Origin of the sequence: Pistricoccus aurantiacus (assembly GCF_007954585.1) — a bacterium.
GTDB classification, from domain to species: Bacteria; Pseudomonadota; Gammaproteobacteria; order Pseudomonadales; family Halomonadaceae; genus Pistricoccus; species Pistricoccus aurantiacus.
Genome location: NZ_CP042382.1, coordinates 2,463,411 through 2,486,993 on the forward strand (window position 1 = coordinate 2,463,411; position 23,583 = coordinate 2,486,993).

Below are 23,583 nucleotides of genomic sequence, written 5' to 3' on the forward strand. Positions count from 1 at the left end.
AAGCGTGCAAACTACCCAGTTTTATAGGGATGTGCTGCGTGAAGGCCTTGCCGGCGTACGCAGGCTGACAAGGCAAAAGGAAAGGCGCAAGCAAGAATAAAATGACAGTGCTTTCGTCGCGCTACCGCCCCTATCTTCCGATGCACGATAGTTATTTTCACCTTCCAAAGGTTCAACCTGCCCATTCCTTAAGATACGCGAGTCGCGCGATGGATCATGGTGATTGGCATTTTTAATTTAGTCAGGATTGTCACTCTACGCCACAGTAAAATGCGCCTAACACTTGAGGTGTCTCCACGAATCTTTCACCATTCAGCGCATAGGCAGTGGTCGACGGCTGGCGCCTTTCCTTTGGTTCCAGTGGTTGACTCGATCGGGCTGGTGAGCCGTTCCGCCCGAGATGCGGCGATGGTTTATGTCCAGCTCTCCGCGCTCCTTATAGGCGGCAAAATGACGTTAACCCCTGAGGGATCCCCACGAACTTCGGCTATCCGTCGCATAAGGCCTGCCCCCTGGCCTCCTCCTGAAGGCTTGCTTGAAGCGCTTTCCAAGAAGGCCAAGGGGCAGCATCGACACGACGACGCCGTAGCCGCTCGAGCCCCAAGCGCCATACGGAGAGCACGTTCCGGTGCCGGATACTGTTGCTCTGGAAGCGCTGCTGTTGACCGCTGTCACGGACCTGCAGGCCGGCCACCATCACGACGACATTGGCCAGCATCGCGATCAGCAGCAGGATTTCGATGCGCTTGCTCTGGCGAGACTGGTGCATGCCGAAGCCCAGACCAAACAAGGGGCTCTTGATGTCACGGAAGCCCTCTTCAATCTGCATGCGCTGCCGATAGATAGCGACCAGTTTGTCCGCCAGCGTGGAGCGCTCCGGCAGGTTGCTGACCAGCACCCAAGGTTCCTTCTGGCGCTGGGCCATCGCCTGACTGCGGCCGTCGTGGGAGATCTGACCTCGCTTATTGCGATGCTTTCGCCCTTTCGGCGGCCGATGATAGAGCACCAGGTGGGTGGTCAGCGGGTTGCTCTCGGCGATTTCGACAGCCCCCAGCGATTGCGGTACCGAACTCGCGTGTTGAAACAAGGCGGTCACAGGTCGCCACGCGCCGCCAGACACCTGGCAGCGCGTGGGGCTGCGTACCCGGCCAACGTAGTACCAACCACGTGCCTCGACCGCCTTGAACCACGGGTTGCGAAAGCCCGCATCGGTGACCAGGATCGGCGTTGCCTTGGCCGGCAGGATCTCGGCCAAGGCCGCGAGCAAGTACGCTTCACAGTGTTGGCAGCCATCCTTGTGGTGGACTTTTTCGAAAATCGGCAAGGAGCGCCCGGCAAATGGCACGGCGGCACGCAGCAGGAACCGCTGGCCACGGTCATCGATCGGCGACCAGTCCACCAGAATCAGCGGGCGTGTCGTGTGGCCGACCAGCAGGGTGGCCACGAGCCAATAGAATAACGGCCGCTCTTGGTGAAGATGAGGATTGCCCAACAACCGATCGACCCGCTTGATGGTATGCTTGGTATCCACCGGTCCCGGTAAGGCACGCCCCAGGGCGGTCAAGCCCAGGCGGCGCTCGCTCAACAGGGCCCCCACCGTGTCGAGCAGTGTCTGCAAGCGTTTGGCATGGATCGAGGGGAGTGATGACGTCAGCAGAGTATGCAAGAATCGAGGGGCCTGCATGGATCTCCTTCGGCATATTGTTGGTTTGGCGATTAACAACATGCCAATCCATGCAGGCCTTTTCAATTATATCCTTCTGATTTTACTGCTTCTTTCCTGGGGATCCATCAGCGTTAACCCCCTGCTTCTTGGCAGGCCCGCCTGGGCATGCCTTTCGATGATGTCTCTGACAGGCTGGCGCCAATGGACTTAAGTCACGAGCGGCAGACTTCCTGATCCTGGAGGCACGACGACATGCGAGCAGCGGGGCGATGGCGGCACATTTCGCCAACATGGATGCCTGGATAAGTCCCATCACGATGGAAACAGCGCCCTCCCTTGAGGAGTTCGTCGAAACCGAGCGCGGCCTGGCGCTGGCGCTTGGGATCACCCGTAATACTCAGTCGACCAACTACTTCGGACTGTGCGCCGCATCACTGCCTCTCACTAGCCCTGATACCTCGCTTCCCATCGGCTTTCAACTGATGGGCGCAGGCGGCTCGGACATAGTGATACTGGCCATGGAAGCGGAGCGCGCCTTTGCCCAAGGGGGAGCCCATGGACCGCTCAGCTCCCCTGAACCAGCGTCCGCATCGCTCGCGCCAGAGCGCTCCCCTGGCCGCGTCGGTCTCCCCTAGGGTATCGCGCACCCACGTTAACGCCAAACCAAGAGCGGTTCGGTTACTCGACGCGCCTAAGCCTGGGCTAGCCGGACCTGCCCTGCGGATCGCGTTATTTCAACTGCCAGTCCTCAAGCGCCACCTCGGTGCGACAGCTCGTGTCGACCGGGGCGTCTGGCTCGGCCAGGAAAGCGTCGATCACGGTAGAGCGGCACTCTGTGGCCGGGTTATGTCCCATGGCTTGCAGCTCGATCGACTGAAGGTTGGGCATCATTTTCGAGAGCTCATGATCGATGGCCAAAAACCAGGCGGGGACCTGCTCCGGTTGGATGAAGGCCAGCGTGCTTTTCCGCTCACGTGCCCAGAAGAACATCGCCTTGCTGATCAGCTCGGGGCCGTTATCGTAGACAATCGACACGGCCAGAGCGCGCTGCGGCGCAATATTGTCCAGGAGTCTGGCCAGGCGCTGCCTAGAAATGGACGTATCCATCAGCTAGCCGGCGCATTCCCGGCTGAAATCATCCACGATGTTCAGCACGCGGAAGCGGCTCATCGTTACACGGCATCGCCTGGTAGCGGACCACCGATCGTGACAGGCCCACCCATCGGCAGACATGCCTCTGGCTTAGCCAGCCGCCTGTCACCAGGTGCTCCCCCCCGCCGCTTCGCTTCGGGAGTCACCACTTTCCCGTATGACGGTTACGCTTCATCGCGAGATCTTTTGCTATTAGGATAAACGTAGCGGAAATCTCACATTGCCAGTGGACCGGTTTATGGGGGAAAGGTTACCAACATTTAGGCTGAACAATGCCAAGGCTCACTGCCGACCAGTATGCTCATCAGCTCATAGTAAGGATATGGTGAGCTTGTAGCGCTCAACCGACATAGCAGGGCGCGCATTCACGCACCTCGACGGTGGCGAAACGCGCGGCCAGAAACTGCCCGGCGATCGCAATGGCCTCCTCTCGATCGGCGCAGTCGATCAGGAAGAAGCCGCCGACCATCTCCTTGGACTCGGGGAAGGGACCATCCAATAGCGTTAACCTGGTGCCGCGCTGGTGAATCCGAACGCCATACTTGTCCGGGCGCAGCGAGCGGCTGGCCAGCAGCTTCCCGCGGGCGGTGAGGTCTTCGCCAAAGCGGACCATCTCGTCATATAGCGCCCGGCCTTCGTCTTCGCTGCGTGATTCGCGATCTTCCCGTGCCTCTATCGTCAGGCCGATGGTTCGCCACCTATACCTAAGGCTTTCAAGCGATCGACGGCCCGTGAGTCTCTGGTATCTTCCAACTCGAACAGGCGGCGCACCTCGATTTCCGCCTCGCCACCATCAATTGCTGGATTAGGAAACCGCCGCACCCATTCTGCCGCCTCTTCGCGGTTTCTGACTTGAATAAGGGTATAGCCGGCGATCAGCTCCTTGGTTTCGGTGAACGGACCATCGATCACCGTGCGCTTGTCGCCGTCATAACGTACCCGCCAACCGGTCGAGCTGGGCAACAGACCCGATCCATCCAGCAATACGCCGGCCTTGGCCAGCGCCTCGTGATAGTCCGCCATGCGGGCAAGCAAGTCCTCGCCGGGTATCACGCCGGCCTCGGAATCCTGGGTTGCCTTGATGATGATCATGTAGCGCACGGTGTTATCCTCGAATCGGGCCGGCGACTAAACCCCGGCGTCACGATGACGACGAATGGCGCGCCCGCAAATCGACATTGGGCCCAAGCATCACATAGACGTCTTGGATGTCGTGGCGGGTTATAAACTGGATCGTAAGGAAAATGCTCGAGGAGAAAACCGATGCCGGCATTCTCTGAACCATCGCCCGATATTCTCGTCGTCGGTGCGGGCCCGTGGGCCTGGCGGTGGCGCTGTTTCTCGACAGCCACGGCGTTGGCGTCCGTCTGGTCGACAAGAGTGATCATCCGAGTACCACCTCGTGGACGCAGTTCTTCAATCCCCGGTCCTTGGAGCTGCTCGAAGCGAGCGGCGTCACTGCCAATATCCTGAAAGAATCGCACTCCTAGTGCGTCGTATTGCCCGAATTGCCGATCATGGCGATACGTTTGCCGGGCATTACCGGATCACACATCTTGACGGTAATACTAATACTGTCTTGGTGCAGATGCGCAAGAGCATCCTTCAGCCTGCTACAGCGAATAACGAGGTGGTTGCTCGTCGGGTGTTGTGGATACCTTTTGGTAGAGCTTCGGCCAGTGAGAATACAGTAGTCCAGAAAATCCGCATCATCCGCAAGATGTTGATGGTAAAAGCGAGGCGTAGTATTCGGGTCGGTAATGAAAACCCTTTACAAGTCAACAATCTGTCGGCATGCCTCGCAATAAGAGTGGCTTTATAATCCGCGCTAGCCCTGGCCAAGAACTCTGTGGGATCAACTAGAGGCCCGGTGGGGTTGCCGTATCGCGCGCGTTCCATTAGCTTTCCTTTCCTCTTCTACGCGTCTGCCAGTTCCTCGTGTCATGACTGGACGATGTGCTCCATTACCGGTAGTTGATACAGCTCACCTCGATATACCACGTATAGTGATTTACGGAGAATTGCCAGGAAGGCCTGTGTGGCCTATTCTTCAAGGTGACACACCGTTCGCTGTGTGTCGGTTATCACGCAGCCTGGTTCGCTGACCAGGCCCAACAGCCTTTGCCTTCGGGCAACACCCAAAGCTGTAACGCATCCCGAGAGACGGCGCTCATCCGAGCTGGATGCCACTTCCAAACCTACGGCCTCGTGCCGACCACCCATCCGGAGGAATACCTTCCTCGATGGGAATGGTGTGTCTCCTGACGTCAAGCGACTCGATTCAAGGAGCTGCACCATGAACCCTTTCAAAGGCTCACACGCCTTCCTGCTCGTCGTATTGATACCGCTCATGCTGCCACAGGTTCTGCCCGAGCCACTTCGGTGGATCTGGTTGACGCTTGCGGTGCTCTGGGCGCTCAAGCGCCTGGGGCTCGTCAGCATCGGTTTCAGTGAACAATCCAGCTCGGACGAACCCCTATCGCCTTCCACGCAGGAGGCATCCGAACAGGGCGCCTCTGCCCACCGCGGCGAGATCGTTGCTTTGGGCAGCGCGCTCTACCAGTTCGACGAGACGAACCGTCCCAGCTACTACATCACGCTGCGCTCAGCGGGCATTGACGACAGGACATTGTGGGGAGTCGACCTCAAGCGTATCGCGCTCGAGACCCCGCTGACGGTTGGCGACACCGTGGCGCTCGAGTTTCTCGGACGCAAGGCCGTGGTCATCGATCAACCGATCCGCAATGACCGGGGACAGGTCGTGGGCACTCGCAAGGTGAACACGCACCGCAATACCTGGGACGCCAGCGTGCTTGCACGCTGCATGAGTCACTGATCGATTGTTCCATCATCTCACCGGGAAGCGTTCTCGGTGGAGATTCTTTCCATCGCATCACGAAGGAGAGAGAAAATGGCCACATCATCGCCGCCGATCGACTTTCCCGCGTCGATCCCACGACACTGACAGAGACATTGCTGATGATCTCTACGGTATTGGAGGATTTCGACGAAGCGTTTCAACCCACACATGCGCTGTTTCAGAGCGCCATTTATGACATAGACCTCGCTCCAGCTGCTGCTGCGGCACTGTATCGGGAAGTGACACACAGGCGAGACATACGAATGCCTCAAGCCAGTGAAACTGCCTATCGGCTTTACGAAAGACTGGAGCGGTTGGCTCGATCGGAGCCATTTCGACGCGAGCCCGATCGTCTGTCAGTCTGAATACCCTTCACTCCACCCCCTGAAACCCGGTTCGCCGGGTTTCTCCACTCCCGACCGGGACTTGCTCCCGGTCGGGGCGGCCCGGTCATTTTCATGAGGCCATGAAAATGTCTGCACTACTGATTCAAGAAGCCAATGGGGCGTACCTACCGGCATCGCCCGAATTGATCATGGCTGCCGCTCGTCAGCTTCGTGAAAGCTGCTGGCTGCCTCGGCAAACACCCTTGAACAGCCCGGAAACGGTTCGCGATTACCTGGATGTTTCCGGGAGAAAGGCCGTCTCAACAAGCAAGGCGCCCCTTTGTGGGCGCCGAACGTAAAGAAAACGACATTATAGTATCGATAAAGCCTTATATCGATACTATAATGTCGCTATGAAAACGAGACGCGTCACCCTAAGTCCTAAAGCGTCCCTGTCGCTGCGCCTGTTCGCCGGGCTAATCGAAGAGGGGAGGCTACGCAAAGGGTGGACCCGCGACGAGTTCGCCGAGCGGGTTGGCGTCGGCGTGGTCACGATACGTCAGGTCGCCAAGGGCTCTCCCCGAGTGGCCATCGGGACTTACTTCGAAGCCGCAACGCTGGTTGGTGTGTCGCTGTTCACCGATGACCTGGACACACTGAAGCGAGAAAAGACGACCCAGCGGGAGCGGCTGACGCTGCTCCCTAAGCGCGTTAGTCGTCAGCCCCAAGAGCCTATTGATGATGACTTCTAGTCGACGTGCCTACGTCTGGATCTGGCTTCCCGGACAGACATCCCCTGTGGTCGCCGGTCTCGTCGAGCGCGATGATCAGGACCGCTATCGCTTTACCTATGGTCGTCGCTACCTCGCGCGCCATGATGCGATCAGCCTCTTCCCAGACGAGCTTCCCCTTCAGCCCGGAAGCCAGGAGCAGGCCGACGGTACACTGCCCTCCTGCCTGCGCGACGCCTCCCCCGGTGCGTGGGGGCGTCGCGTCATCATCAACCGGCTGACAGGGCAGAAAGGCGAAGCGGCTGATGGTGTCGACTTCAACGAGCTGGTCTACCTACTGGAATCCGGATCGGGCAGGATCGGTGCGTTGGATTTCCAGCAATCGTCCACCGACTACTGGCCGCGAGAGAGCCAGGCCGCAACCCTGGATGAATTGCAGGAAGCCTCAGCGTATGTGGAGGCAGGAGAACCGCTGCCTCCGGCCCTGGACCAGGCCATTCAGCACGGCAGCAGTATCGGCGGCGCCCGCCCTAAGGCCATACTGGACGACCGGGATCGCAAGCTGGTGGCAAAGTTTTCTTCCAGTAACGATCTCTACAGCGTGGTGAAAGCAGAGTTCGTTGCCATGCGGCTTGCCAGGCAGGCGGGGCTCGATGTCGCTCCCGTCGAGATGGCTCGCTCCCTAGGCAAGGATGTCCTGTTGGTGGAGCGCTTCGACAGAGAGAAGGCGACTGAGGGCTGGGGTAGGCACATTGTGCTCTCGGCCCTCACTCTACTCGGTCTGGACGAGATGATGGCCCGCTATGCCAGTTATGAGGATCTCGCCCATCGGATCCGAGCCGAGTTCGACCAGCCAGGGCAAACGCTGCGCGAGCTGCTCGGCCGTATCGTCTTCAACGTGCTCTGCGGCAATACCGACGACCATGCACGCAACCATGCTGCCTTCTGGGATGGCGTGAGCTATCGACTGACGCCGGCCTACGACATCTGTCCGCAGTCACGTACCGGTGGCGAAGCCACTCAGGCGATGCTACTGCATGACCGGGAACGCCGCAGTCAGCTCGTCCACTGCCTGGCAGCCGCGGAGCGGCTCGGGCTGCGCCATGCTCAGGCCCGTGAGATCATCAATCACCAGATCGCGACCATCCATGATCATTGGGGTGATGTATGTGACGAGGCTGACCTTAGCCCGGTCGACCGCGAACTCCTTTGGGGCAGGCAGTTTCTGAATCCGTTTGCGTTGGAGGGCTATACCAAAGCATGAGATAGCTCTCTCTTGGCGGCGTACTCCTGGCCAAGGCACGGGCGTCATTGTCAGAAGGCCGCTGCACGGAGTGTCAGGAGTCGGTTGGGGTTGATGGTGGGATGGCTGCAGTAGTAGTGGCGCTTGATATGTTTGAACAACGGCGGGGCGCATTCTCCTTCCAATCTCTGATTGGTGGGAGTCAAGCCCCGCGCTGATTGTCGATATACTGCTTGATCACCGACAACGGAGCGCCTTCGCAGGTGACCACGCAGTAAGAGCGAGACCAGAACACCGGTTTCCCATAAAACGGGCGAAGATGCGTCGAGAATTCCTTGCGGATTCGTCGGCTGGTGCCGGTCTTGAGCGCGTTCACAAAGTCGGACACGGCGAATTTTGGTGGCAACTCAAACAGGATATGCACATGATCCGGTTCGCCGTTTATCTCGATCAACTCACCTTCCCAGGCCATGATCCGCTCGCTGATGAGTCCGGTCAGGCGTTCCAGGATCGCGGCATTAATGACGTTTCGTCGATACTTGGTCACCATAACTAAATGGTATTTTATGCTGTAAATGCAGTGATTCTGTGCTTTCAAGGTTGTTTTGGTCATGGTAACCAATTATATTTCAGGCATGACATTACGCAAGTACACCTACAAGCTTTATCCCAAACCCAAGCAGCAATCCGCGCTGCTTGAGTGCTTGCGTCTGCATCAACAGCTTTATAATGCCGCGCTCCAGGAACGCATCGAGGCGTACCGAAAGTGCGGTAAAACTATTTCTTATAATGACCAGCAAGCCAGCCTGACGCGGATCAGAGAGGCGCTGCCTGAGTACAAAGCGCTGCCTTGTACCTTGGTTTCTATCCGCTTTTTGTTCCTCTGCTAGAGATTTTATGGGGGTTGTAAATTTCAAATTGACCAGTTACCACAACTGTACTAACACTAAGGTTAGGTGGGACATGCGCTGGAGGGTGAGATGTCGATCGAGCTCGAAGTTCGTGATGGTGACCCTTGGTGGCTTAGCCCGGACATCTGGACCGTTCCAGGCGATAATCCCGAAGGTTCAAGTGGAACACCCATCGTCGGCCAGCCTTGTTATCTCTGGTGCCGGGTGAGAAACAATGGCTCAAGCAGTGTCAACAATGCGACAGTGCGCTTCTACTGGGCCAATCCTGCCACCGGCTTTGACCGTAACTCCGCCAATCTTGTCGGAACCGCCAACGTCAACCTCGCGGGTGGTGGTGGTGCCGCCGATGTGCTCTGCCTGACGCCATGGGTACCGGAGTTCATCAATGACGGGCACGAGTGCGTGCTGGCCGAAGCCTTTCATCCATCGCTCGATCCACTGCCCTCGACACCGGACTTCGACGTGCCGACCGATCGGCATGTAGCGCAGCGCAACTTGACGGTCGTACAGGCGTTGCGCGGTCTTTTCCACTTCACTTTCGAGATTCATAACGCGCAGCGCGACGAGCGGACGTTTCACATCGAACTTCGCCAAGGCGAACTTCGCCAGCTCGAACCTCTGGCCAAGCGCATGAAGATCAAGATGCCCTGTAGTCAGGGTAAGCTCGGGCCGATCGCGTTTGTCGATAAGCGTTGCCCAGGCGAGGAAAAGCTCGACGAGGCCAAGCAAAAGCAAGAGATATTGGAATTGTCGATTGCAGGTCATCGCCGATGTTCGAAGACTCTCATCGGGCGTATCGAAGGTGACGCTATGCTTCTTCACATCGTCCAGCGCCATGGTGATCGAGTTGTCGGCGGCGTTTCGCTGTTGGTCTTGAATGAGTAGCTGATAGGTCCGACCAATCCTTGTTGGCCGGATTTTCGACCGCTGTCAAGGAGGCCGCCATGGCCGTTCTCGCCCCCAATCGCCCCTTCGCTTCCGATTTTATCACTGGCTTGATGCTGCCCGATGGCATTTTCGTGCCGATGCTCGGCAAGCAGTACATCAACGTGCAGGTACGCAATGCCGGTGCGGGTGCGGTTAACGGGCCCAAGCTCTATGTCGAAAGCGTCTCACATCCTGGCATCGTCTATACGCCCGGAACCCGCTTTCTGCCCGATATCGCCCCTGGCGCGGCGCGCGTCGAGCAATGGGAGGCGGACTTCACCAACTGCCCCAGCGGTACGCATCAGATCAGTTTCATCGTCGAGGATGCTGCCGGCGTGAAGAGCCGATCGATCAAGAAGGTCTTCGTCATGGGTCTGACCTTCGATCCCATCACACACACTTTCCATGCCGAAACGCCTGAAGGCGTGCTCTCGGCCAACTTTCTCGATCTTGTCAGGCCGATTCGCAACTGCAAGGACGATGACCGCAATCCCTGCGGCTGTTGCTGCTGCCACGAACATCGAGACGACTCGCGTCATCCCGATCGGGTTGCCCCGGATACCGATGACCGTCGGTTGCGCAATGTCAAGCGGACAAAGACGATGGTTACCAGCCTGACGGAGCTTTTCGAGAAGCTCGGGCCGAACTACCGTTTCTGCCCGCCCGGCTATCTGCCGCATGTGGTGGAGACAACCTGGACGCCGACACCGCCCTATGCCGGCCAGTATTCCGATCTGCCGTTTCAGGATCCCTGGTGGAAAGTCGTCCTTTGCGTCATTGCGGTCCTGCTGCTGATCGGTGCTTCCATTGCCGAGGCAGTCGACGGGACCGGCAGCGTTACCGTCGGCGGCGGGTCGGGCGATACCGGTAGCCCGGTCGACGATTGCTGCGGCGTCCGTGCCAGCGGTGGGGGTACCAGCCCGATCGCCGCAGCCCTCGTCGCCGCAGCCGCGGCCGCCGCGACTGCGGCAGGCCTGAGCGATGCGCGCGATGCGATGCGCCGCGGTCAGGATGCAACGCCACCCAGCGCGGGCGAGCTGACTCATAAGGAACTGATGCGTATCGAATTCGGCTATCCCGAGCCGATCGCCCTCGGCAAGCCCTTCGCCGTGCGGGCGCAATGGCACTATAAACGGGTGACGGATCGGGCCGTCTACGAGGCGTCGGCCGACGATCTCAATCATAATATCCACGTCGCCTCGTCTTACGATATCCAGGCACCCGAAATCGCCCGCTCTTTCGTCAAGGACGGCGAATGGACGATCAAGGCACGATTTGCCGATCATGGCGGCAAGTCGTTCAGGGGCACCGATCTCTTCGTCCAGTGCTTCCTGATCGGGCCGGCAGGGCAGTCGATGAAGCTTTTGCTGCAGGATGACGGCTCGTATGCCGACGACAAGCCCAACGACGGCACTTACACTGGCCGGCGCTACTTCTCACAATCCCAGGCCGGGCTCTGGCGCTATTTCGTCATTGCCCAAGACGTCAACCACGCGACCCCCGACATGAAACCCGAGCAAGCTGCCCAGATCATCGGCGGCATGGTGCTGACCCACCAGCTCATCATCACCTTCGACGAGGATGACTGCCCGTTCGTACCGGATGGACATGTGATGGTGGTTTGAGCTTGGCTTTCGTGATCCAGTTGGCGGAGCAGGAGCGTGCCGTTATCGGAGGTGATCTCACCTGTCAACGTTCTTCTGTACGCTATCGATCCGATCGATAGCCAGGACATGCTGTATGTCTTGCCGTTGATGAGTGACTATAGAAAGCCCAATACGCATAAAATTACGTTCCGCTTTACAGACGTGCAATCTGTCAAGCTGTTCGATATTCGCGCCTACCCGGAGTTTCAAAAAGATGGTCTAGGTAGGCAGCGCGATTTCGACTTTCGATAATTCTTACACTCCTACCTGAGCCGCCACTCTGCACGTAGACCGCCATCATGGCGGCAGCACGTCACTCAGCCTTATTCTTAACGTAGAGTTGCTCGCCGTTATCAAGCGCTCCTGCGCGTGACGCTGACAGCGCAAGAAATACGTATATCGCGATGTCGAAATGACCTGCGCACGTTCGTCGGTCAGGTATGGCATAAGCGGTAGATGCGATTCGCTGCGTCTTCGAGAACTCTCACGTGATCGGCGCTATCGTCTACGCCAAGCTGGGTCAGTTCGGGGCGATGGGCGAGGCCGCCGAGAGCATGGTGGTGGCGCCGACGTATGCCGAGGGGCCGGGATCGGCATACGAAAGAGTCGGCTCAAAACTGAAACACGCCGAGTCTCGTCATCACGGGTTCCGGTGCTTCAAGGTTGCGAGCGAATGTAACGAAATCGAGCGGTACTTCGGCCCCGACGGCCGAATCGGCGGCGATGACTTGCGTGCCGGTGGGCGTGCCATCACCTTTCATTTGCGTGACGATGCGCACATGAACCACCTTGTTGTTGCGCACCCCGTCGTCGCCAATGGTGAGTACCGGACCGGCGGTGAGGAGCCGCGCCAGGCCTTGGGGCGTGAAGCTCTGGGACGGTGTCTCCGTGAGGCCGACGGCGGCCATGAAAGCGCGAAAGTCCGCAGGGCTCAAGCCTTGGTTGTTGTCGTAGCGCGTGCGCCAGTCGCCACCGAGACCGTCGAGGAAGGCTTCCGTCGTCTGCGATTGGCGCACTTGCCAGCCGCGCATCATGGCGCCGCCAGCCGCCCAGCACACCATGTTGCTGAGCTGTTTGATGGGCGAGATGGGCGGATCGATAGCTACATCGATGGCCGCGCCGCCGATGCGATTGCGAGTCTGCAGTTCCACCGAGCCGTCTGGACGCGTCACCCGCACCGAGCCCTCCTTGGACTTGACGGCACGGTCGATGGCGTTTTTCACCGCCGGCTTCTTGGTCGGGCTTTCCTGCGTTGGCTGCTTCTCACCGATGGCGCGGCGGAACAGATCCTCGGTCAGCTTCTGCGCGCCTTCCTTGTCGATCAACTTCTGGTCGCGAGCTTTCTTGATCGCCGCTAGGTCGCGGTCCATGGCACGGTCGAGAAACTTCTGCTGGGCCAGGGCTGAGGCCCGTTGCGCGAACTCCTGGCCGACCTTGATCGAGGACTTGAGCGCTTGCGCCGCGTTTTGCTGATTGAGCACTACACCGGTGATGTCCTTGAAGATGTTGTTGGCGCCGAGCGCCTGCATCGCCGCGGCGAGGCCCGTGGGTGCCGGCGCTTCGGGAATCGCCTGCATGCGTACGATGCCCTGCGGGAACTCGTCCGGCGCCACACCTGGCGGCGCCTGGCGGCGGCTAGCCAGCGACACTGCGCCAATGGCGGTGGGCCGATCGGGTATCGGCGCATCCTCCCAATGCCAGAAGCGGGTATCGTCGATCACTTCGCAGCTGTTGCACTTGCCCATCACCGCTTCGGCGAACACACCGGAGGTGGGGATGCTGATGCGCATGGGGGGCGCCGCCTCGATGGCATAGAGATGCCGCAGATCCTCCGGCGTCGCCTCGGCGAACTCATAGGTGGGATCGAGCCGCTGACCCGGCGCCACCGGCATCACCAGCGAGTTGCCGACAATGCCGATCACCCGGTTCTCCACCACGGAGGCGACACTGCGTCCGCCGGCATCGGGGGCGATGAAACCATCCAGCAGCAGGAACCGGCGATTGGGGTCCATCGCCATCCAGATGGCGCGGTGGTAGTACTCCACATGCTCGTTCAAGTGGCTCAGCAACCGTTCCGAATAACGCCGGTCGTGTTCGCGCGGATTGCGCTTTTCAGCGACGGTGAGCGGCGTGGCGATCTGCACCGTGTCCTGGCCGGTGTTGCGCAGGCTCAGATCATTGAGCACGCGCCGGTTCCGGAACAAGTGGCCGTTGTAGTGATCGGTGCGATAGCTCATGGTGGCCGAGTCCACCCGCAATGCCGCGCCTGCGGGCAGGGTGGTGACGCCGTCGAAGCGGATCTCCACCCGTGCCACATCAGCGCGGGTCATGTTCGGCAAAGGCGGGGCGATGCGCAGGCTCACCAGCAGCGGCCGGTCGTTGCGATACTGGCTCACCAGGGTCGGATCGACGATCAGGTTCTCGAACGAGCTCCCGGCGCGGATCAGACGCATGGCGAGCTTTTCCACCAGACGCTGAGCGACCGCCGGCGCGATGCGCGCTTCCCAGATCGCATCCCGATCTTCGGGACGCAAGCCACCCAAAAAACGTTCCCAAACGGCTTGTGCGCTATTGGGGCCAAGCAGCGACTCGTCTTCGTAGGGCTTCCAATTGGCGGCGACGAACAAATCGTCTTCGTCGTCTGCCGGGCGCGGTAAGGAGATGCGCATGCGAAACTCGGTATCGAGATAGGTGAGGCGTTCGTCGGCGTACCGAGCCAGGGGATAATCGGCGTGCTCCCAGTTGTCGCGCACCCGGTCCACGGCGTCGAAGGCGCCAGTCAGATCCGGTTGCCGTAGCTGCGCCATCAGCGGTGTGCGCCAACGCAGCGCCTTGTCGGCGTTGAACGGCGAAATAGAAAACGGCACGAACAGGCATTCCTGCACATGGGCCAGTTCCTGAGTCACCTGCAAGTGGCGCAGCACCTCGAAGTACTCCACGGTGACCGCATGGCAGTGGTTGTAGTTAGCGATGACCTCGGTCTGGGCGCGCACCGATTCGCTCTGGCGCGCGGTTTGCACGACCGTGGTGCGCTGCGCCCGCACGGCGCTCGCCGCCTGCTGGGTGCGATCGCGCACATGGTTGAGCGCCAGGCCGGTGACCGAACGGCCCGAGGTCTGAGACGCAGTGGAGCCCGCGGACGATACGCCGCCCGCGGCGCCGAACACGAACGGACCGATGAAGCCGCCCAGGGCGCCGCCGCCGGCGCGCACATCGGCATGGGAGCGCGCGTCGAGGGATTCCGACAGCGATGAGCGAATGATGTCGCTAATGTCGCGGTCGCGGGCCAATTGCGCATTGACTTGTTCACGCAGCTCCCGCGCCGCGCGCCGCGCGGCGACCTCCTCGCGGTCCCAGTCCAGCACCGACACTAGCTTCTGCTGACCGGGCGCCAGCGGCAAGGAGTAGAGCAGGTCGCCCATGGAATAACCGTCGGCGCGCCACACCTGCTTGATGCTCAGCAAATGGCCGTGGACGATGGTGGTGGCCTGGTAGCGCTCGGGGCTGTCTTCCCAGTCGACTTGCTTTGTATCGCTCAAGTCGAAGCGTCCGGCGCCCGCTTCGGTCAGGCGATCGGCGGCGTTGCGCACCCGGCGCACGACGCTCACATGCTCCGCGTTGAGCACCCGCAACGGCGACAAGGGCCGGTTCTCGCGCACCAGATCGGCGACCACCGAGGTCTCCAGCTCCACCGGGGTGCCGTTGCGGGCACGGGCTTCCAGTACGCTGTCGAGCACGCTGCGATCCGGCGCCCTGGCGCCTTGCCAAATGCCGTTCAAGTCGATGCCCGGGGTTAGTGCCGCGGCGCGTTCGAACGCCGAGCCCATCACTGCGCCGCCCGTACGCGTGCCGACGCCGGTCGTCAGCGTTGACCGGGCGAGCAAGGCAGTAGGCGCGGTGGTCACGCCCGGTTGGGTTTCGGTGTCGAGTACTACCGCCTGCGGGCGTAGCTGCGCCAGTTTTACCAGCCGATCGATCAAAAACGGCGGGATCGGCGGCTTCTTCGGCGGGGCCGGGGGATTGAGCGCCGGCTGGGTGGTGCGTACCACCGCCTGATACACCACTTCCTCCACCGAGCGGTTCGGGATGGTAAAGTCCACGCAGCGGCCTATGTCGGCGGCGAAGGACTGCGGGTTTTCGCCGAGCTCGTTCAAGTTCGGCATGCGCGGCGGCGTCTCCGGACATTCGCAGTCCTCTGCTTTGGCGGGCGGCGCCGGCAGCTCCGGCAGCACCACCATGATCCGGCGCGGCAGGTGATTGCCGCTCAAGGGGATGGACGCCGGTGCGCCGCCGGTCACCACCGCGAACGCCTCGGCGTACGGATCCGGCGGCCACGGCCCATAAAAATAACCGTTCTCGGCGGTGGTGGCGACGCTGATGGGCGCGGCTTTGTTGGCATTGGGCGCGTGCGCCCACAATACGACGATCAACCCGGCCGGCGCGGCGCGGCCGGCGGTATCGATTACCCGGCCGATGTACTTGGGTTGGGCGCCAAGGGTGACATCGTCGCTCGGCTCCACCAGCACCGGCGTGGCTACCGCCACCGCAAGACGCACGTTGTTACCGTTGCTGTCGGCAGGCAGCTCGGTCTGGCCGGCGAGCACCCCATCGGGGCCGAAAGCGCTCACCGAGATCGGCCCGCTGCGCCCGTCCGCATCGGGTACGGTCAAGGTGAAGCTGCCGTCGGCTGCGGCATTGGCGGCGCTGCGCCCTGGCGCGGTGATTGCCGCTGCCTCTTCCGTCGCTGCCATCAGAATATCCAGATAATCGGCGGTGACCAAGAATCCGCTGAAGTCGCGAATGCGTCGGCTGGTGAGTTTTCCGGTCAAGTCCATGAGTGCGCGCCTATGCAACCACCAAGTCGTTGGAGAACTGGAAGTCGGTGGGAAACAGCGGGCCATCGGCGTAACCGACGCTGACCACATCACCGTCTTGCGGCACCTCCACCAGGAACCCTTGAATGCCGCCGATGCTATTCTCGAGCACCATCGGCACGATCATCTCCACGTTTTGCTCGCCTACAGTCACCTGGATCGGGGCGGCGCGGTCATCGAAGCCGTCGCCATGCAGCACCACGCGCATTTTCCAGCGCTGGAACTGCGGCGGCGGATTGCTCAGATTTTCGAATTCGACCTGCTCTATAAACATGGCTCAGCCCTTCACCAGTTCGATGGAGTCGATGAACATGTGCTGCGGGAAATCCGCCTTGGGCACGATTTCCAGCTTGCGAATGTCGTTGCGATGCAGAATCAAATTGCCCAGCGCCACATCCAGCGGCAGAGTGGAGTAGGCGATGGTCTCCAGCCGTTGCACGGACAGGTTCTCGAGTTTGCCGATCCGGCCGCGACCGCCGGCAGCAGGTGTTGCAACCGCCACCCGGAAGCGGGTCGACGGCTTGCCCGCGTCGCTCGGCGCTAGTACCGAGGCGACGGTATGCACCCCATCTAGAGGCGAAGCCGTGTCCATCTTGATCAGTATCGTATCCCCGGTGCTGAGGCCGTGACCTTGGTCGGTTTCGAGGATAGTGCTGGCGCTGTCCGGCGTGGTCGATTTGATCGGCGGTACGCTGGGGAAGCCGCGATGAAACACTGGCAAGCTCGGTGCGAGTATCGGCGAGAAGCCCTGCTCGAGCGGCACGGTATTGTTGCTACCGTCGCGCACCAGCACGTCGAACTCGGGTGTCTTACCTTGGAGAATGGTCGACGCATCGGTCAGGTCGAACAGCGCCGTGGTGCGCAGCAGCAGCTCCGAGAAGTCGCGCCAATCCCGTTGTGAGGCCGGCAGATCCATACTCAGTGCCGCGGGCACCGGCGCGGCGATATTGGGATCGATCACCAGCACGCTGGTCTGGTGATTAGTCTCCAACGCCAGATTGTGTCCGCTGATGGACGCATCAGCGAATACTTTGACGCCGGCGTTGTGCAGGGTACGCGGCTTGACCGGGTCTTCCATGTCGTCGATCACTAGCACCTGCTCACCGAACGACCACTGCAACGACACGTCCGCACCCTGCTGATTCAATTGTTGACCATCGAGCAGGTCCTTGCCGCTGGCATCACCCAGCAGCTTCCATCGCGCCACGGCGCCGATGTATTCCTTGGCCAGCCCTTGATGACTCTTTTCCGATAGCAGATCGCCGACATCATCCGGGTGGAAGCCGAACTCATCGCCCGTATCCTGCATCCACACCGTGTTGAAGCGGTTGTGATCGCAGCCGCCCATGAACACCATGGCCTTGTCGGTGCGCGCGCGGTCGTAGTGGCGGAACCCGGTGCCGGTCATGGCGTTGGCGCCACCCGCCCCCGAGACGTCGTTGTCCTGGGTACCGTAGAGCACGGCATAGAAGGCGCAGTCGCTGCGCTCCAGCGCCATGCGCTGGTCCTGTTTGGCCTCACCGCTGAAGTCGGTGGGCGCCAGGGAGCAGACGAACTTGACCCGATAAGCGGGGCGGTCGGTAGCCATGCGCTTGGCGGCGCGCACCACGGCATCGCCGCCGCGCGAGTGTCCCACCAGGCCGATGCGCGAGAAGTCCAGGCGGTCGTGCAGCAGGGAAGTCGCGTCATCGTGCAACGCGCGCAGCGTATCCAGGGCGCTGATCACCAGTAGCGCTCGCATCTCGATCAGCGCGCTCTTGAACAGGTTGGCGGCATTGGCATCGACGGACACCGAGACGATGCCGAGTTCGGCCAGCGCGTCCTGTAGATACTGCATGCCCTGGTAGCTGTCGACATAGTGCAACGTCCCCGGCGACGTTCCCGGTGCCAGCGACCGGTGGGCACCATGCTGCAGCACCACGATCGGGAGCGGACCGCTGCCCGCCACCTGGTTCGATTGTGAATCGCCAGGGTAAACGATATGCACCGGGCGCCGCAGACGATAGTGATCGGCATCGCTGCCCGGCAAGAGCATGCCGATACTAGCAAGAAAAGCCAGCGGGTCCGGCGCGTTCGGACCACGCGGGCGTAGCAGGAAGTCGAGACCGTCGCGGGTGTCGAGTACGAACGTCGTGAGGTCGTCGGCGAGCGGATTGTCGGGATCATGGCGGCCGGTGAAGCTCGCCTCGAGCTGCACCGGAATGTCGGTGGAATCGTGGGGCGCGGCCAGGGGCGGCAGGATTCTCGGCACCGGGCTGCCGGCGCCCACCACCGGCGCGGTATCGTCGAAGCTCACCTCCACGGTTTCGGCGCCGGCTTCCACCTTCAGCTTGCCGCCTTCGGCCTGGGACATCGCGTCCACCGCTTTGTTTACCGCCGGATCTTCAAGCGGCGTCTCGGCCTTGGGCTCTTCCTTGCCGGTGAGCCCTTCGAGCAGCGACTTGGTGAGTCGCTGCGCCGCCTCGGGTGTCAGCAGCTCGTCGTCGACCGCTTTGCCGATGCGATCCACCACCCGGTCGGCGTTCTTGGTCAGTTCCTGCTGACGAGCGAGCTTGGCTGCTTCGCTGCCCATGGCCGATGCCGCCGACAACGCCGCATCGAAGGCTGCGGCAGCGTTCTTCTGGGTACCTTCGAGACCCGTGATATCGTGAAAAAGATCGGGTTTCGACAACAGCTCGAACGCCGCCTTGAGGCCGAAGGGATCGGGTACCGCCGGCGCGTTCTGGATCGACACCAACGGCGCGGGCAGAGGCGTGGGTGTGAGTATCGGTTCTTCACTGGCGCGGGTGCCGATGTCGATGGGCCCCTGGATCTCCGGCGGCGCCAGCAACCCTTCCACGCTCCAACGCCAGTAGCGGGTATCGTCGATGGCTTCGCAGGCGCTGCACTCGCCGGCCACCGCTTCGGCATACACGCCGCGGGTGGGCACGCTCAAGCGCATGCGCGGCGCCGGTGGTGTCGCATAGGCGTTGCGGATGTCGATGGGATTGCCTTCCTCGTCGGTGGCGCTCACGGACGTGTTCAGGCGCTGGCCCGGGGCGGCGGGCAGCACCAGGCTGTTGCCGGCGATGCCGATGAGATCGTTGACGCACACACTAGCGACGCTGCGGCCTTGCTGACCCGGCACTTCGATGGCGTCGAGCAGCATATAGCGGCGCTGGGCATCGAGGCTTATCCAGATCGCCTGATGATAGAATTCCAGGTTGTCGTTCAGATGCGCCACCACGCGATTGGCAAGCTGGCGATCCTCTTCGCGCGGATTGCGCAGCTCGGCGTGGGACGTGGGGGTCGCCACCAGCGCCGGGTCACCGCCGCGCACGTCGTCGAGTATGCGATCGTCATCGAACAGCAGCGCGGTGAGGTGAGCGGTGCGATAACGCAGGCGGCCGCGATGGATGACGACTTTGGCATCCGGCGGCAGCGGCTCGCCGTCATACCAGAGCTTGAAATAGGCGATGTCCTCGCGCGGAATCTGTGGCAGCTCGCCGGCCGGGCTCAAGGTGACGTACAAAGGCAGGTCTTCGCGGTAGCGCGATACCAGTGTGCCGTCCAACGGCACCTCGGTCTCGCCGCCGTCCGAGCTTACATAGGCGAAGTGCAGTCGATTGATCAGGTTGGCGGCGATCTGCGGCGCCACATCGCGCTGGAACGCCTCGTCTCGCGCCGCAGTGACGCTCTTGTTGGCCGCCACCGCCTGCTCGATGAGCTTGCTGTAGATATGGCGCGCAAACCCCGGCAGTACGTCGCGGTAGGCTTCCCATTCGGCCAGCTGAAAGCTGCCGTCATCGGCGTCTCGCGGGCGCGGTAGCACAAAGCTTACATACAGCTCGCCTTCGAGTATGCTGGGCGCTTCCTCGCTGTAGCGAGCAACGGGGTAGTCCCAGCCGACCCAGTTGTCGGCCACCCGTTCGATGGCGTCGAAGCCGGGCAGCAGCGTATGGTCCTTCAGATAGCGGCTCAAGTACTCGCGCCAGCGCAGCGCCTTGCCACGATCGAACTGGGTGACCGGCAGGGGTACGAACAAGCATTCCTGCACGTCGGCGAGCTCGTGGGTGACCAGAAAGTGGCGTAGCACTTCGAAGTATTCCACCGTGATCGCATGGCAGCGGTTGTAGTTGGCTACCGCTTCGGTTTCGGCGCGCATGGATTCGCCCTGGGCGACGGTCTGAATCACCGTGGAGCGTTCGCTGCGTACCGACGAGGCGCGCTGGCCGATGCGGTCGCGCAACTGCTGCAAAGAATCGGCGGAGAACTGGCGCGCGGCGTTCTGCCAGGCGTGGGTATCGGAACCCGAGGCACCGCCGGCGACGCCGCCAAAAATGCCGAAGCCGCTGGTGATGAACCCGGCGCCAATGCCACCCGCCGCGCCCCAGGTGGTGTTGCGCGAGCCGCCGGCGGTCTGCTCGTGCAAGTCGGTACCGACGATTTCGCGCACGTCGCGATCGCGCTCGATCAGCGCGTCCATGGTTTCTTCGTATTCCAGCGATTCCTCGCGCGCCGTGCGGGTACGCCGCTCCCAGTCCACCACCGCGATCTGGCGCCGCTGCCCGGGGGCAAGTGGCAAAGAGTACAGCAGATCGCCCAACGAGTAGCCGTCGGCGCGCCACACTTCGCGGTACTGCAGGATGTGGCCGAAGGCTATCTCGGTGCTCAGATAGATGGTCGGCGTCTCGTCCCAGTCGATGGGGGCGTCGGCATCGAGTACCTGGCGCGCGGACTCCTCGCGCAGCGTGGTGTCGATCAAGTCTTTGGTATCGACCACTTCCGATAGCCAGGCGGCGCGCTCGATATCTTCCGGGCGCGGTACCGCATCGGTGCGCACCAAGCGTCGCGCGCTGTCGATGTCCAGTTGGAAGTCGGCCTTGGCAATGGTCGCCGAGCTCAGTCGTGCGCCGTGCAGGGCCATTGACGACAACGACACGCCCAGCAGGTCGGTTAGAAGATCCCTCGGCAGCTTGCGCCGCTTGCCCAAGGTCACCCCTTTTATGGACGGTTCGGAGGTGCGCACCACGAAGTAGTAGGCGTACTCCTCCAAGGTGCGGTTGGGCACGGTGAGATCGACGCAGCCACCGCCCAGGTCCTGGGAGAACGCCTCGGGGTTGCTGGTCAGATCCTCGGGGTCCGGTGCCCGCGGTGGCGATTCCGTGCACTTGCAGGCATCGGTAGGACTGACCCGGGTCACCAACAGGATGTCGTGCATCAAGCGGGCGTCTTCATCCAAAGGCACCGGTACCGCCTCGCCGCCCGCCACCCGGCCGAAGGCTTCGATGAGCACATCGTCGGGCCAATCGCCGCTGAAGGCGCCGTCGACCTGGGTCTCGGTGACCAGCAGAGGGCGGGGCGGCGGCGCTTCACCGTCCACCCGATCGACACCCCAGATCACCACCGGCAGCTTCGGCGGCACCCGCAGCCCGGTGACATCGATGATCCGGCCGTTGACTCGCTGTCGTTCGCCCAGACCCGGTACATTACTTTCATCGATGGTAAACGGCGACGTAGGCTGGATTTCGATTTGAACGGGATTAGCGATGTCGTCCAAGGACAACTCGCGTCGGTCGACGACAAGACCATTGGGCGCGGAGACAACGAACTGTACCGGGCCTTGCAGTTCGCCGTCGACATCGAAAGAGATACGAAAACTGCCGTCGGCTGACGCCCGCGCGACGCCGGACACCGGTGTGCGGATGCGGGTCGACTCGCCGTCGTCGGGCTCGACCGTGAGCGCCACGAACAAATCGGCTCGAACCGAATGATGTTCAACGGGAACGTTTTCGGTAGTAGAGATCAGCTTGCCGTTGACAGTAACCATCTCTGCTTCATCCGTTCAGCACGCTAACCAGACATGCTCGCCGTCACAGCTGACCCCTATGCACGGTGTGGATACCTGGAAAAAGATTCTGCTCATCGACGCTTACGGCTGCTAGCATTCCATGCCGCTATCCTACTCGCCTGGCAATGGCGCGGGGGAGTAACAATGTTGTCGTGAATCCCGGCACGGCTGGCGTCATCCAACGCCGCGCTCGTCCACGACCGACCGACTGCACCTTGCCTGCCGCCGCAAGCGCGTCGAGGGCGCGCTGTACAGTGCGCTGACTAGTGCCAAGTGCTAGCGCTAGAGCCGAACTCGGCCACGCCTCGCCGTCGGCAAGCAAAGCGAGTATCGATGCATGCTGTTCTTCGATGAGCGGCCCCAATACAACGACAATCTCACTTTCATGGCGTGGTGCCAGAGCAAAACCGCGCCTTGTTGCACATACATCGGCGAGAGGACGAAGTGCCGTGCGCAGTCGCCCAACCTCGACCCGTAATCGCGCACGATAGGAGTCATCGGCAAGCCGCGCTCGGAATGCCCGCGCCACAAGAGCATCTCTATTCACGTCCCCGGGCCACGCTTCGCCCAGCGCGCAAGCGAGTGAGAACAACACCGGACGCCTTTGGAGCGAGACCCTCATGTCTTCGCTACGCACGATATGCTGGCATGCGTCCACGACGAGCGTGTCCGACGCTAGCAGCGCCTCAACCTCCTCTAGCAGCAGAAGGCGCTCCTTGCCCTGTGCTATCAGGCGCGCCGCGGGGGTATCTAGGGCTCGAGAGGCATTCTCGACCACTGCTGATAGTGCAGGAATGCCGGACTCGTGCGCGGCCCGCATTGCCCAAGCAAGCGAGGTACGTGCTGTCCTCGCCCGTAGGCGGCGTATGGCGATTTCTGCGACCATCAGCTCATGGGTGACCCTCAGCACGGGTGGCAAAGGCGTGGAGTCGATATCAGCGAGCGTCCATTCGGCCTCGTCCAAGTGTCCGATCAGCAATAGGCACTGGGCTTTTAGATAGCGTGCATGGGCAGCATTCGTCCAATCACCGTGCTTTTCGAAAGTCGCTATCGCTTTCTCGAGTGACTCCACGGGCTGGCCGAGATTGCGTGAGACGAGCGCAATCTCCGATTCGGCGACGATGCACCTCGAGCGAGCTACGATATCTTTCGAGCCGAAGGCACGCGCCGCACGTCGCAGAAACCTCTTCGCTTGAACGAACTCGCCCAGCTGCGCCAACGCAATACCGTGCAGGACGACCCGGTTCAATGCCTCGAGTGAGGCATTCGCTGCGAGCGCTCGTATTTCGGCTTCGATAAACATGTCCACCGAAATCCCGTCCTTCTCGTTTACTTACAGGATGCGATATCTGTCACCTTAGCCGATTTTATGAATCTTGACGCCCAGAAGGATGCACGCGAACTGGATGGTCTGAAA

18 protein-coding genes are annotated in these 23,583 nt (G+C 61.2%); 9 read left to right on the forward strand and 9 right to left on the reverse strand.

Features of this window, described 5'->3' with window-relative positions; all coding sequences use genetic code 11:
* Nucleotides 1–487: 487 nt before the first annotated feature.
* The gene (locus FGL86_RS11650; RefSeq protein ID WP_147184705.1) at nt 488–1,684 is read right to left on the reverse strand and encodes an IS4 family transposase; all 1,197 of its coding nucleotides are present in this window, start codon (nt 1,682–1,684) and stop codon (nt 488–490) included.
* 251 nt (nt 1,685–1,935) lie between these two features.
* Between FGL86_RS11650 and FGL86_RS11655 the strand changes: the two genes are divergently transcribed.
* Nucleotides 1,936–2,301: an amidase family protein gene (locus FGL86_RS11655; RefSeq protein ID WP_222433849.1), complete on the forward strand. Its 366-nt coding sequence runs from the start codon at nt 1,936–1,938 to the stop codon at nt 2,299–2,301.
* Between the two features lie 94 nt (nt 2,302–2,395).
* Here the strand turns inward: FGL86_RS11655 and FGL86_RS11660 are convergent, their stop codons facing one another.
* From FGL86_RS11660 to FGL86_RS11670, 3 genes are all read right to left on the reverse strand, one after another.
* Complete coding sequence (locus FGL86_RS11660) at nt 2,396–2,773, reverse strand: hypothetical protein (RefSeq protein ID WP_147184707.1); 378 nt, start codon at nt 2,771–2,773, stop codon at nt 2,396–2,398.
* Between the two features lie 385 nt (nt 2,774–3,158).
* Nucleotides 3,159–3,431 (reverse strand): YciI family protein, encoded by a 273-nt coding sequence (locus FGL86_RS11665; protein WP_222433850.1) that lies wholly within the window; start codon nt 3,429–3,431, stop codon nt 3,159–3,161.
* Between the two features lie 65 nt (nt 3,432–3,496).
* Nucleotides 3,497–3,910 carry a YciI family protein gene (locus FGL86_RS11670; protein ID WP_246131799.1) on the reverse strand — a complete coding sequence of 138 codons (414 nt, stop codon included), beginning with the start codon at nt 3,908–3,910 and terminating at the stop codon, nt 3,497–3,499.
* 224 nt (nt 3,911–4,134) lie between these two features.
* Here FGL86_RS11670 and FGL86_RS11675 point away from each other — a divergent pair, with 224 nt between their 5' ends.
* The 5 genes from FGL86_RS11675 to FGL86_RS11695 all read left to right on the forward strand — a co-directional run bounded on the left by FGL86_RS11675 (nt 4,135) and on the right by FGL86_RS11695 (nt 7,999).
* The gene (locus FGL86_RS11675) at nt 4,135–4,308 is read left to right on the forward strand and encodes an FAD-dependent monooxygenase (RefSeq protein ID WP_186764391.1); all 174 of its coding nucleotides are present in this window, start codon (nt 4,135–4,137) and stop codon (nt 4,306–4,308) included.
* The gene (locus FGL86_RS11680; RefSeq protein ID WP_147184711.1) at nt 4,308–4,640 is read left to right on the forward strand and encodes a hypothetical protein; all 333 of its coding nucleotides are present in this window, start codon (nt 4,308–4,310) and stop codon (nt 4,638–4,640) included. The genes FGL86_RS11675 and FGL86_RS11680 overlap by 1 nt, the downstream gene beginning before the upstream one ends.
* A 474-nt stretch (nt 4,641–5,114) precedes the next feature.
* Nucleotides 5,115–5,654: a hypothetical protein gene (locus FGL86_RS11685; protein ID WP_147184712.1), complete on the forward strand. Its 540-nt coding sequence runs from the start codon at nt 5,115–5,117 to the stop codon at nt 5,652–5,654.
* A gap of 763 nt (nt 5,655–6,417) precedes the next feature.
* A complete protein-coding gene (locus FGL86_RS11690) occupies nt 6,418–6,756 on the forward strand; it encodes a helix-turn-helix domain-containing protein (RefSeq protein WP_147184713.1) in 339 nt (112 codons plus the stop codon).
* Nucleotides 6,743–7,999, forward strand: a complete 1,257-nt coding sequence (locus FGL86_RS11695; protein ID WP_147184714.1) for a type II toxin-antitoxin system HipA family toxin — start codon at nt 6,743–6,745, stop codon at nt 7,997–7,999. Before FGL86_RS11690 ends, FGL86_RS11695 begins: the two co-directional genes overlap by 14 nt.
* A gap of 181 nt (nt 8,000–8,180) precedes the next feature.
* Here FGL86_RS11695 and tnpA read toward each other — a convergent pair whose 3' ends face one another.
* Nucleotides 8,181–8,591, reverse strand: coding sequence for an IS200/IS605 family transposase (gene tnpA, locus FGL86_RS11700; RefSeq protein ID WP_147184715.1), 411 nt, complete (start codon nt 8,589–8,591; stop codon nt 8,181–8,183).
* On the opposite strand from tnpA, the gene FGL86_RS11705 reads away from it, so the two are divergent.
* From FGL86_RS11705 to FGL86_RS11715, 3 genes are all read left to right on the forward strand, one after another.
* The gene (locus FGL86_RS11705) at nt 8,590–8,868 is read left to right on the forward strand and encodes a helix-turn-helix domain-containing protein (RefSeq protein ID WP_147184716.1); all 279 of its coding nucleotides are present in this window, start codon (nt 8,590–8,592) and stop codon (nt 8,866–8,868) included. The genes tnpA and FGL86_RS11705 overlap by 2 nt on opposite strands.
* A 90-nt stretch (nt 8,869–8,958) precedes the next feature.
* On the forward strand, nt 8,959–9,774 hold the full coding sequence (locus FGL86_RS11710) for a hypothetical protein (RefSeq protein ID WP_147184717.1): 816 nt from the start codon (nt 8,959–8,961) through the stop codon (nt 9,772–9,774).
* A 59-nt stretch (nt 9,775–9,833) separates the two neighbouring features.
* A complete protein-coding gene (locus FGL86_RS11715; protein WP_147184718.1) occupies nt 9,834–11,441 on the forward strand; it encodes a hypothetical protein in 1,608 nt (535 codons plus the stop codon).
* 632 nt (nt 11,442–12,073) lie between these two features.
* On the opposite strand, the gene FGL86_RS11720 is transcribed toward FGL86_RS11715, so the two are convergent.
* From FGL86_RS11720 to FGL86_RS11735, 4 genes are all read right to left on the reverse strand, one after another.
* On the reverse strand, nt 12,074–16,297 hold the full coding sequence (locus FGL86_RS11720; RefSeq protein WP_186764392.1) for a papain-like cysteine protease family protein: 4,224 nt from the start codon (nt 16,295–16,297) through the stop codon (nt 12,074–12,076).
* Nucleotides 16,298–16,307: 10 nt separating this feature from the next.
* Nucleotides 16,308–16,610, reverse strand: coding sequence for a hypothetical protein (locus FGL86_RS11725; protein WP_147184720.1), 303 nt, complete (start codon nt 16,608–16,610; stop codon nt 16,308–16,310).
* A 3-nt stretch (nt 16,611–16,613) separates the two neighbouring features.
* On the reverse strand, nt 16,614–22,145 hold the full coding sequence (locus tag FGL86_RS11730) for an alpha/beta hydrolase (RefSeq protein WP_147184721.1): 5,532 nt from the start codon (nt 22,143–22,145) through the stop codon (nt 16,614–16,616).
* Nucleotides 22,146–22,272: 127 nt separating this feature from the next.
* Entirely contained in the window at nt 22,273–23,469 is a 1,197-nt protein-coding gene (locus tag FGL86_RS11735) for a helix-turn-helix domain-containing protein (RefSeq protein ID WP_147184722.1), read from the reverse strand.
* Nucleotides 23,470–23,583 lie beyond the last annotated feature (114 nt).

Excerpts from the sequence above, each read along its gene's own strand:
- FGL86_RS11650 (WP_147184705.1), bottom strand. The coding sequence starts at position 1,684 with ATGCAGGCCCCTCGATTCTTGCATACTCTGCTGACGTCATCACTCCCC.
- FGL86_RS11655 (WP_222433849.1), top strand. The coding sequence starts at position 1,936 with ATGGCGGCACATTTCGCCAACATGGATGCCTGGATAAGTCCCATCACG.
- FGL86_RS11660 (WP_147184707.1), bottom strand. The coding sequence starts at position 2,773 with ATGGATACGTCCATTTCTAGGCAGCGCCTGGCCAGACTCCTGGACAAT.
- FGL86_RS11665 (WP_222433850.1), bottom strand. The coding sequence starts at position 3,431 with ATGGTCCGCTTTGGCGAAGACCTCACCGCCCGCGGGAAGCTGCTGGCC.
- FGL86_RS11670 (WP_246131799.1), bottom strand. The coding sequence starts at position 3,910 with ATGATCATCATCAAGGCAACCCAGGATTCCGAGGCCGGCGTGATACCC.
- FGL86_RS11685 (WP_147184712.1), top strand. The coding sequence starts at position 5,115 with ATGAACCCTTTCAAAGGCTCACACGCCTTCCTGCTCGTCGTATTGATA.
- FGL86_RS11690 (WP_147184713.1), top strand. The coding sequence starts at position 6,418 with ATGAAAACGAGACGCGTCACCCTAAGTCCTAAAGCGTCCCTGTCGCTG.
- FGL86_RS11695 (WP_147184714.1), top strand. The coding sequence starts at position 6,743 with ATGATGACTTCTAGTCGACGTGCCTACGTCTGGATCTGGCTTCCCGGA.
- FGL86_RS11705 (WP_147184716.1), top strand. The coding sequence starts at position 8,590 with ATGGTAACCAATTATATTTCAGGCATGACATTACGCAAGTACACCTAC.
- tnpA (WP_147184715.1), bottom strand. The coding sequence starts at position 8,591 with ATGACCAAAACAACCTTGAAAGCACAGAATCACTGCATTTACAGCATA.
- FGL86_RS11710 (WP_147184717.1), top strand. The coding sequence starts at position 8,959 with ATGTCGATCGAGCTCGAAGTTCGTGATGGTGACCCTTGGTGGCTTAGC.
- FGL86_RS11715 (WP_147184718.1), top strand. The coding sequence starts at position 9,834 with ATGGCCGTTCTCGCCCCCAATCGCCCCTTCGCTTCCGATTTTATCACT.
- FGL86_RS11720 (WP_186764392.1), bottom strand. The coding sequence starts at position 16,297 with ATGGACTTGACCGGAAAACTCACCAGCCGACGCATTCGCGACTTCAGC.
- FGL86_RS11725 (WP_147184720.1), bottom strand. The coding sequence starts at position 16,610 with ATGTTTATAGAGCAGGTCGAATTCGAAAATCTGAGCAATCCGCCGCCG.
- FGL86_RS11730 (WP_147184721.1), bottom strand. The coding sequence starts at position 22,145 with ATGGTTACTGTCAACGGCAAGCTGATCTCTACTACCGAAAACGTTCCC.
- FGL86_RS11735 (WP_147184722.1), bottom strand. The coding sequence starts at position 23,469 with ATGTTTATCGAAGCCGAAATACGAGCGCTCGCAGCGAATGCCTCACTC.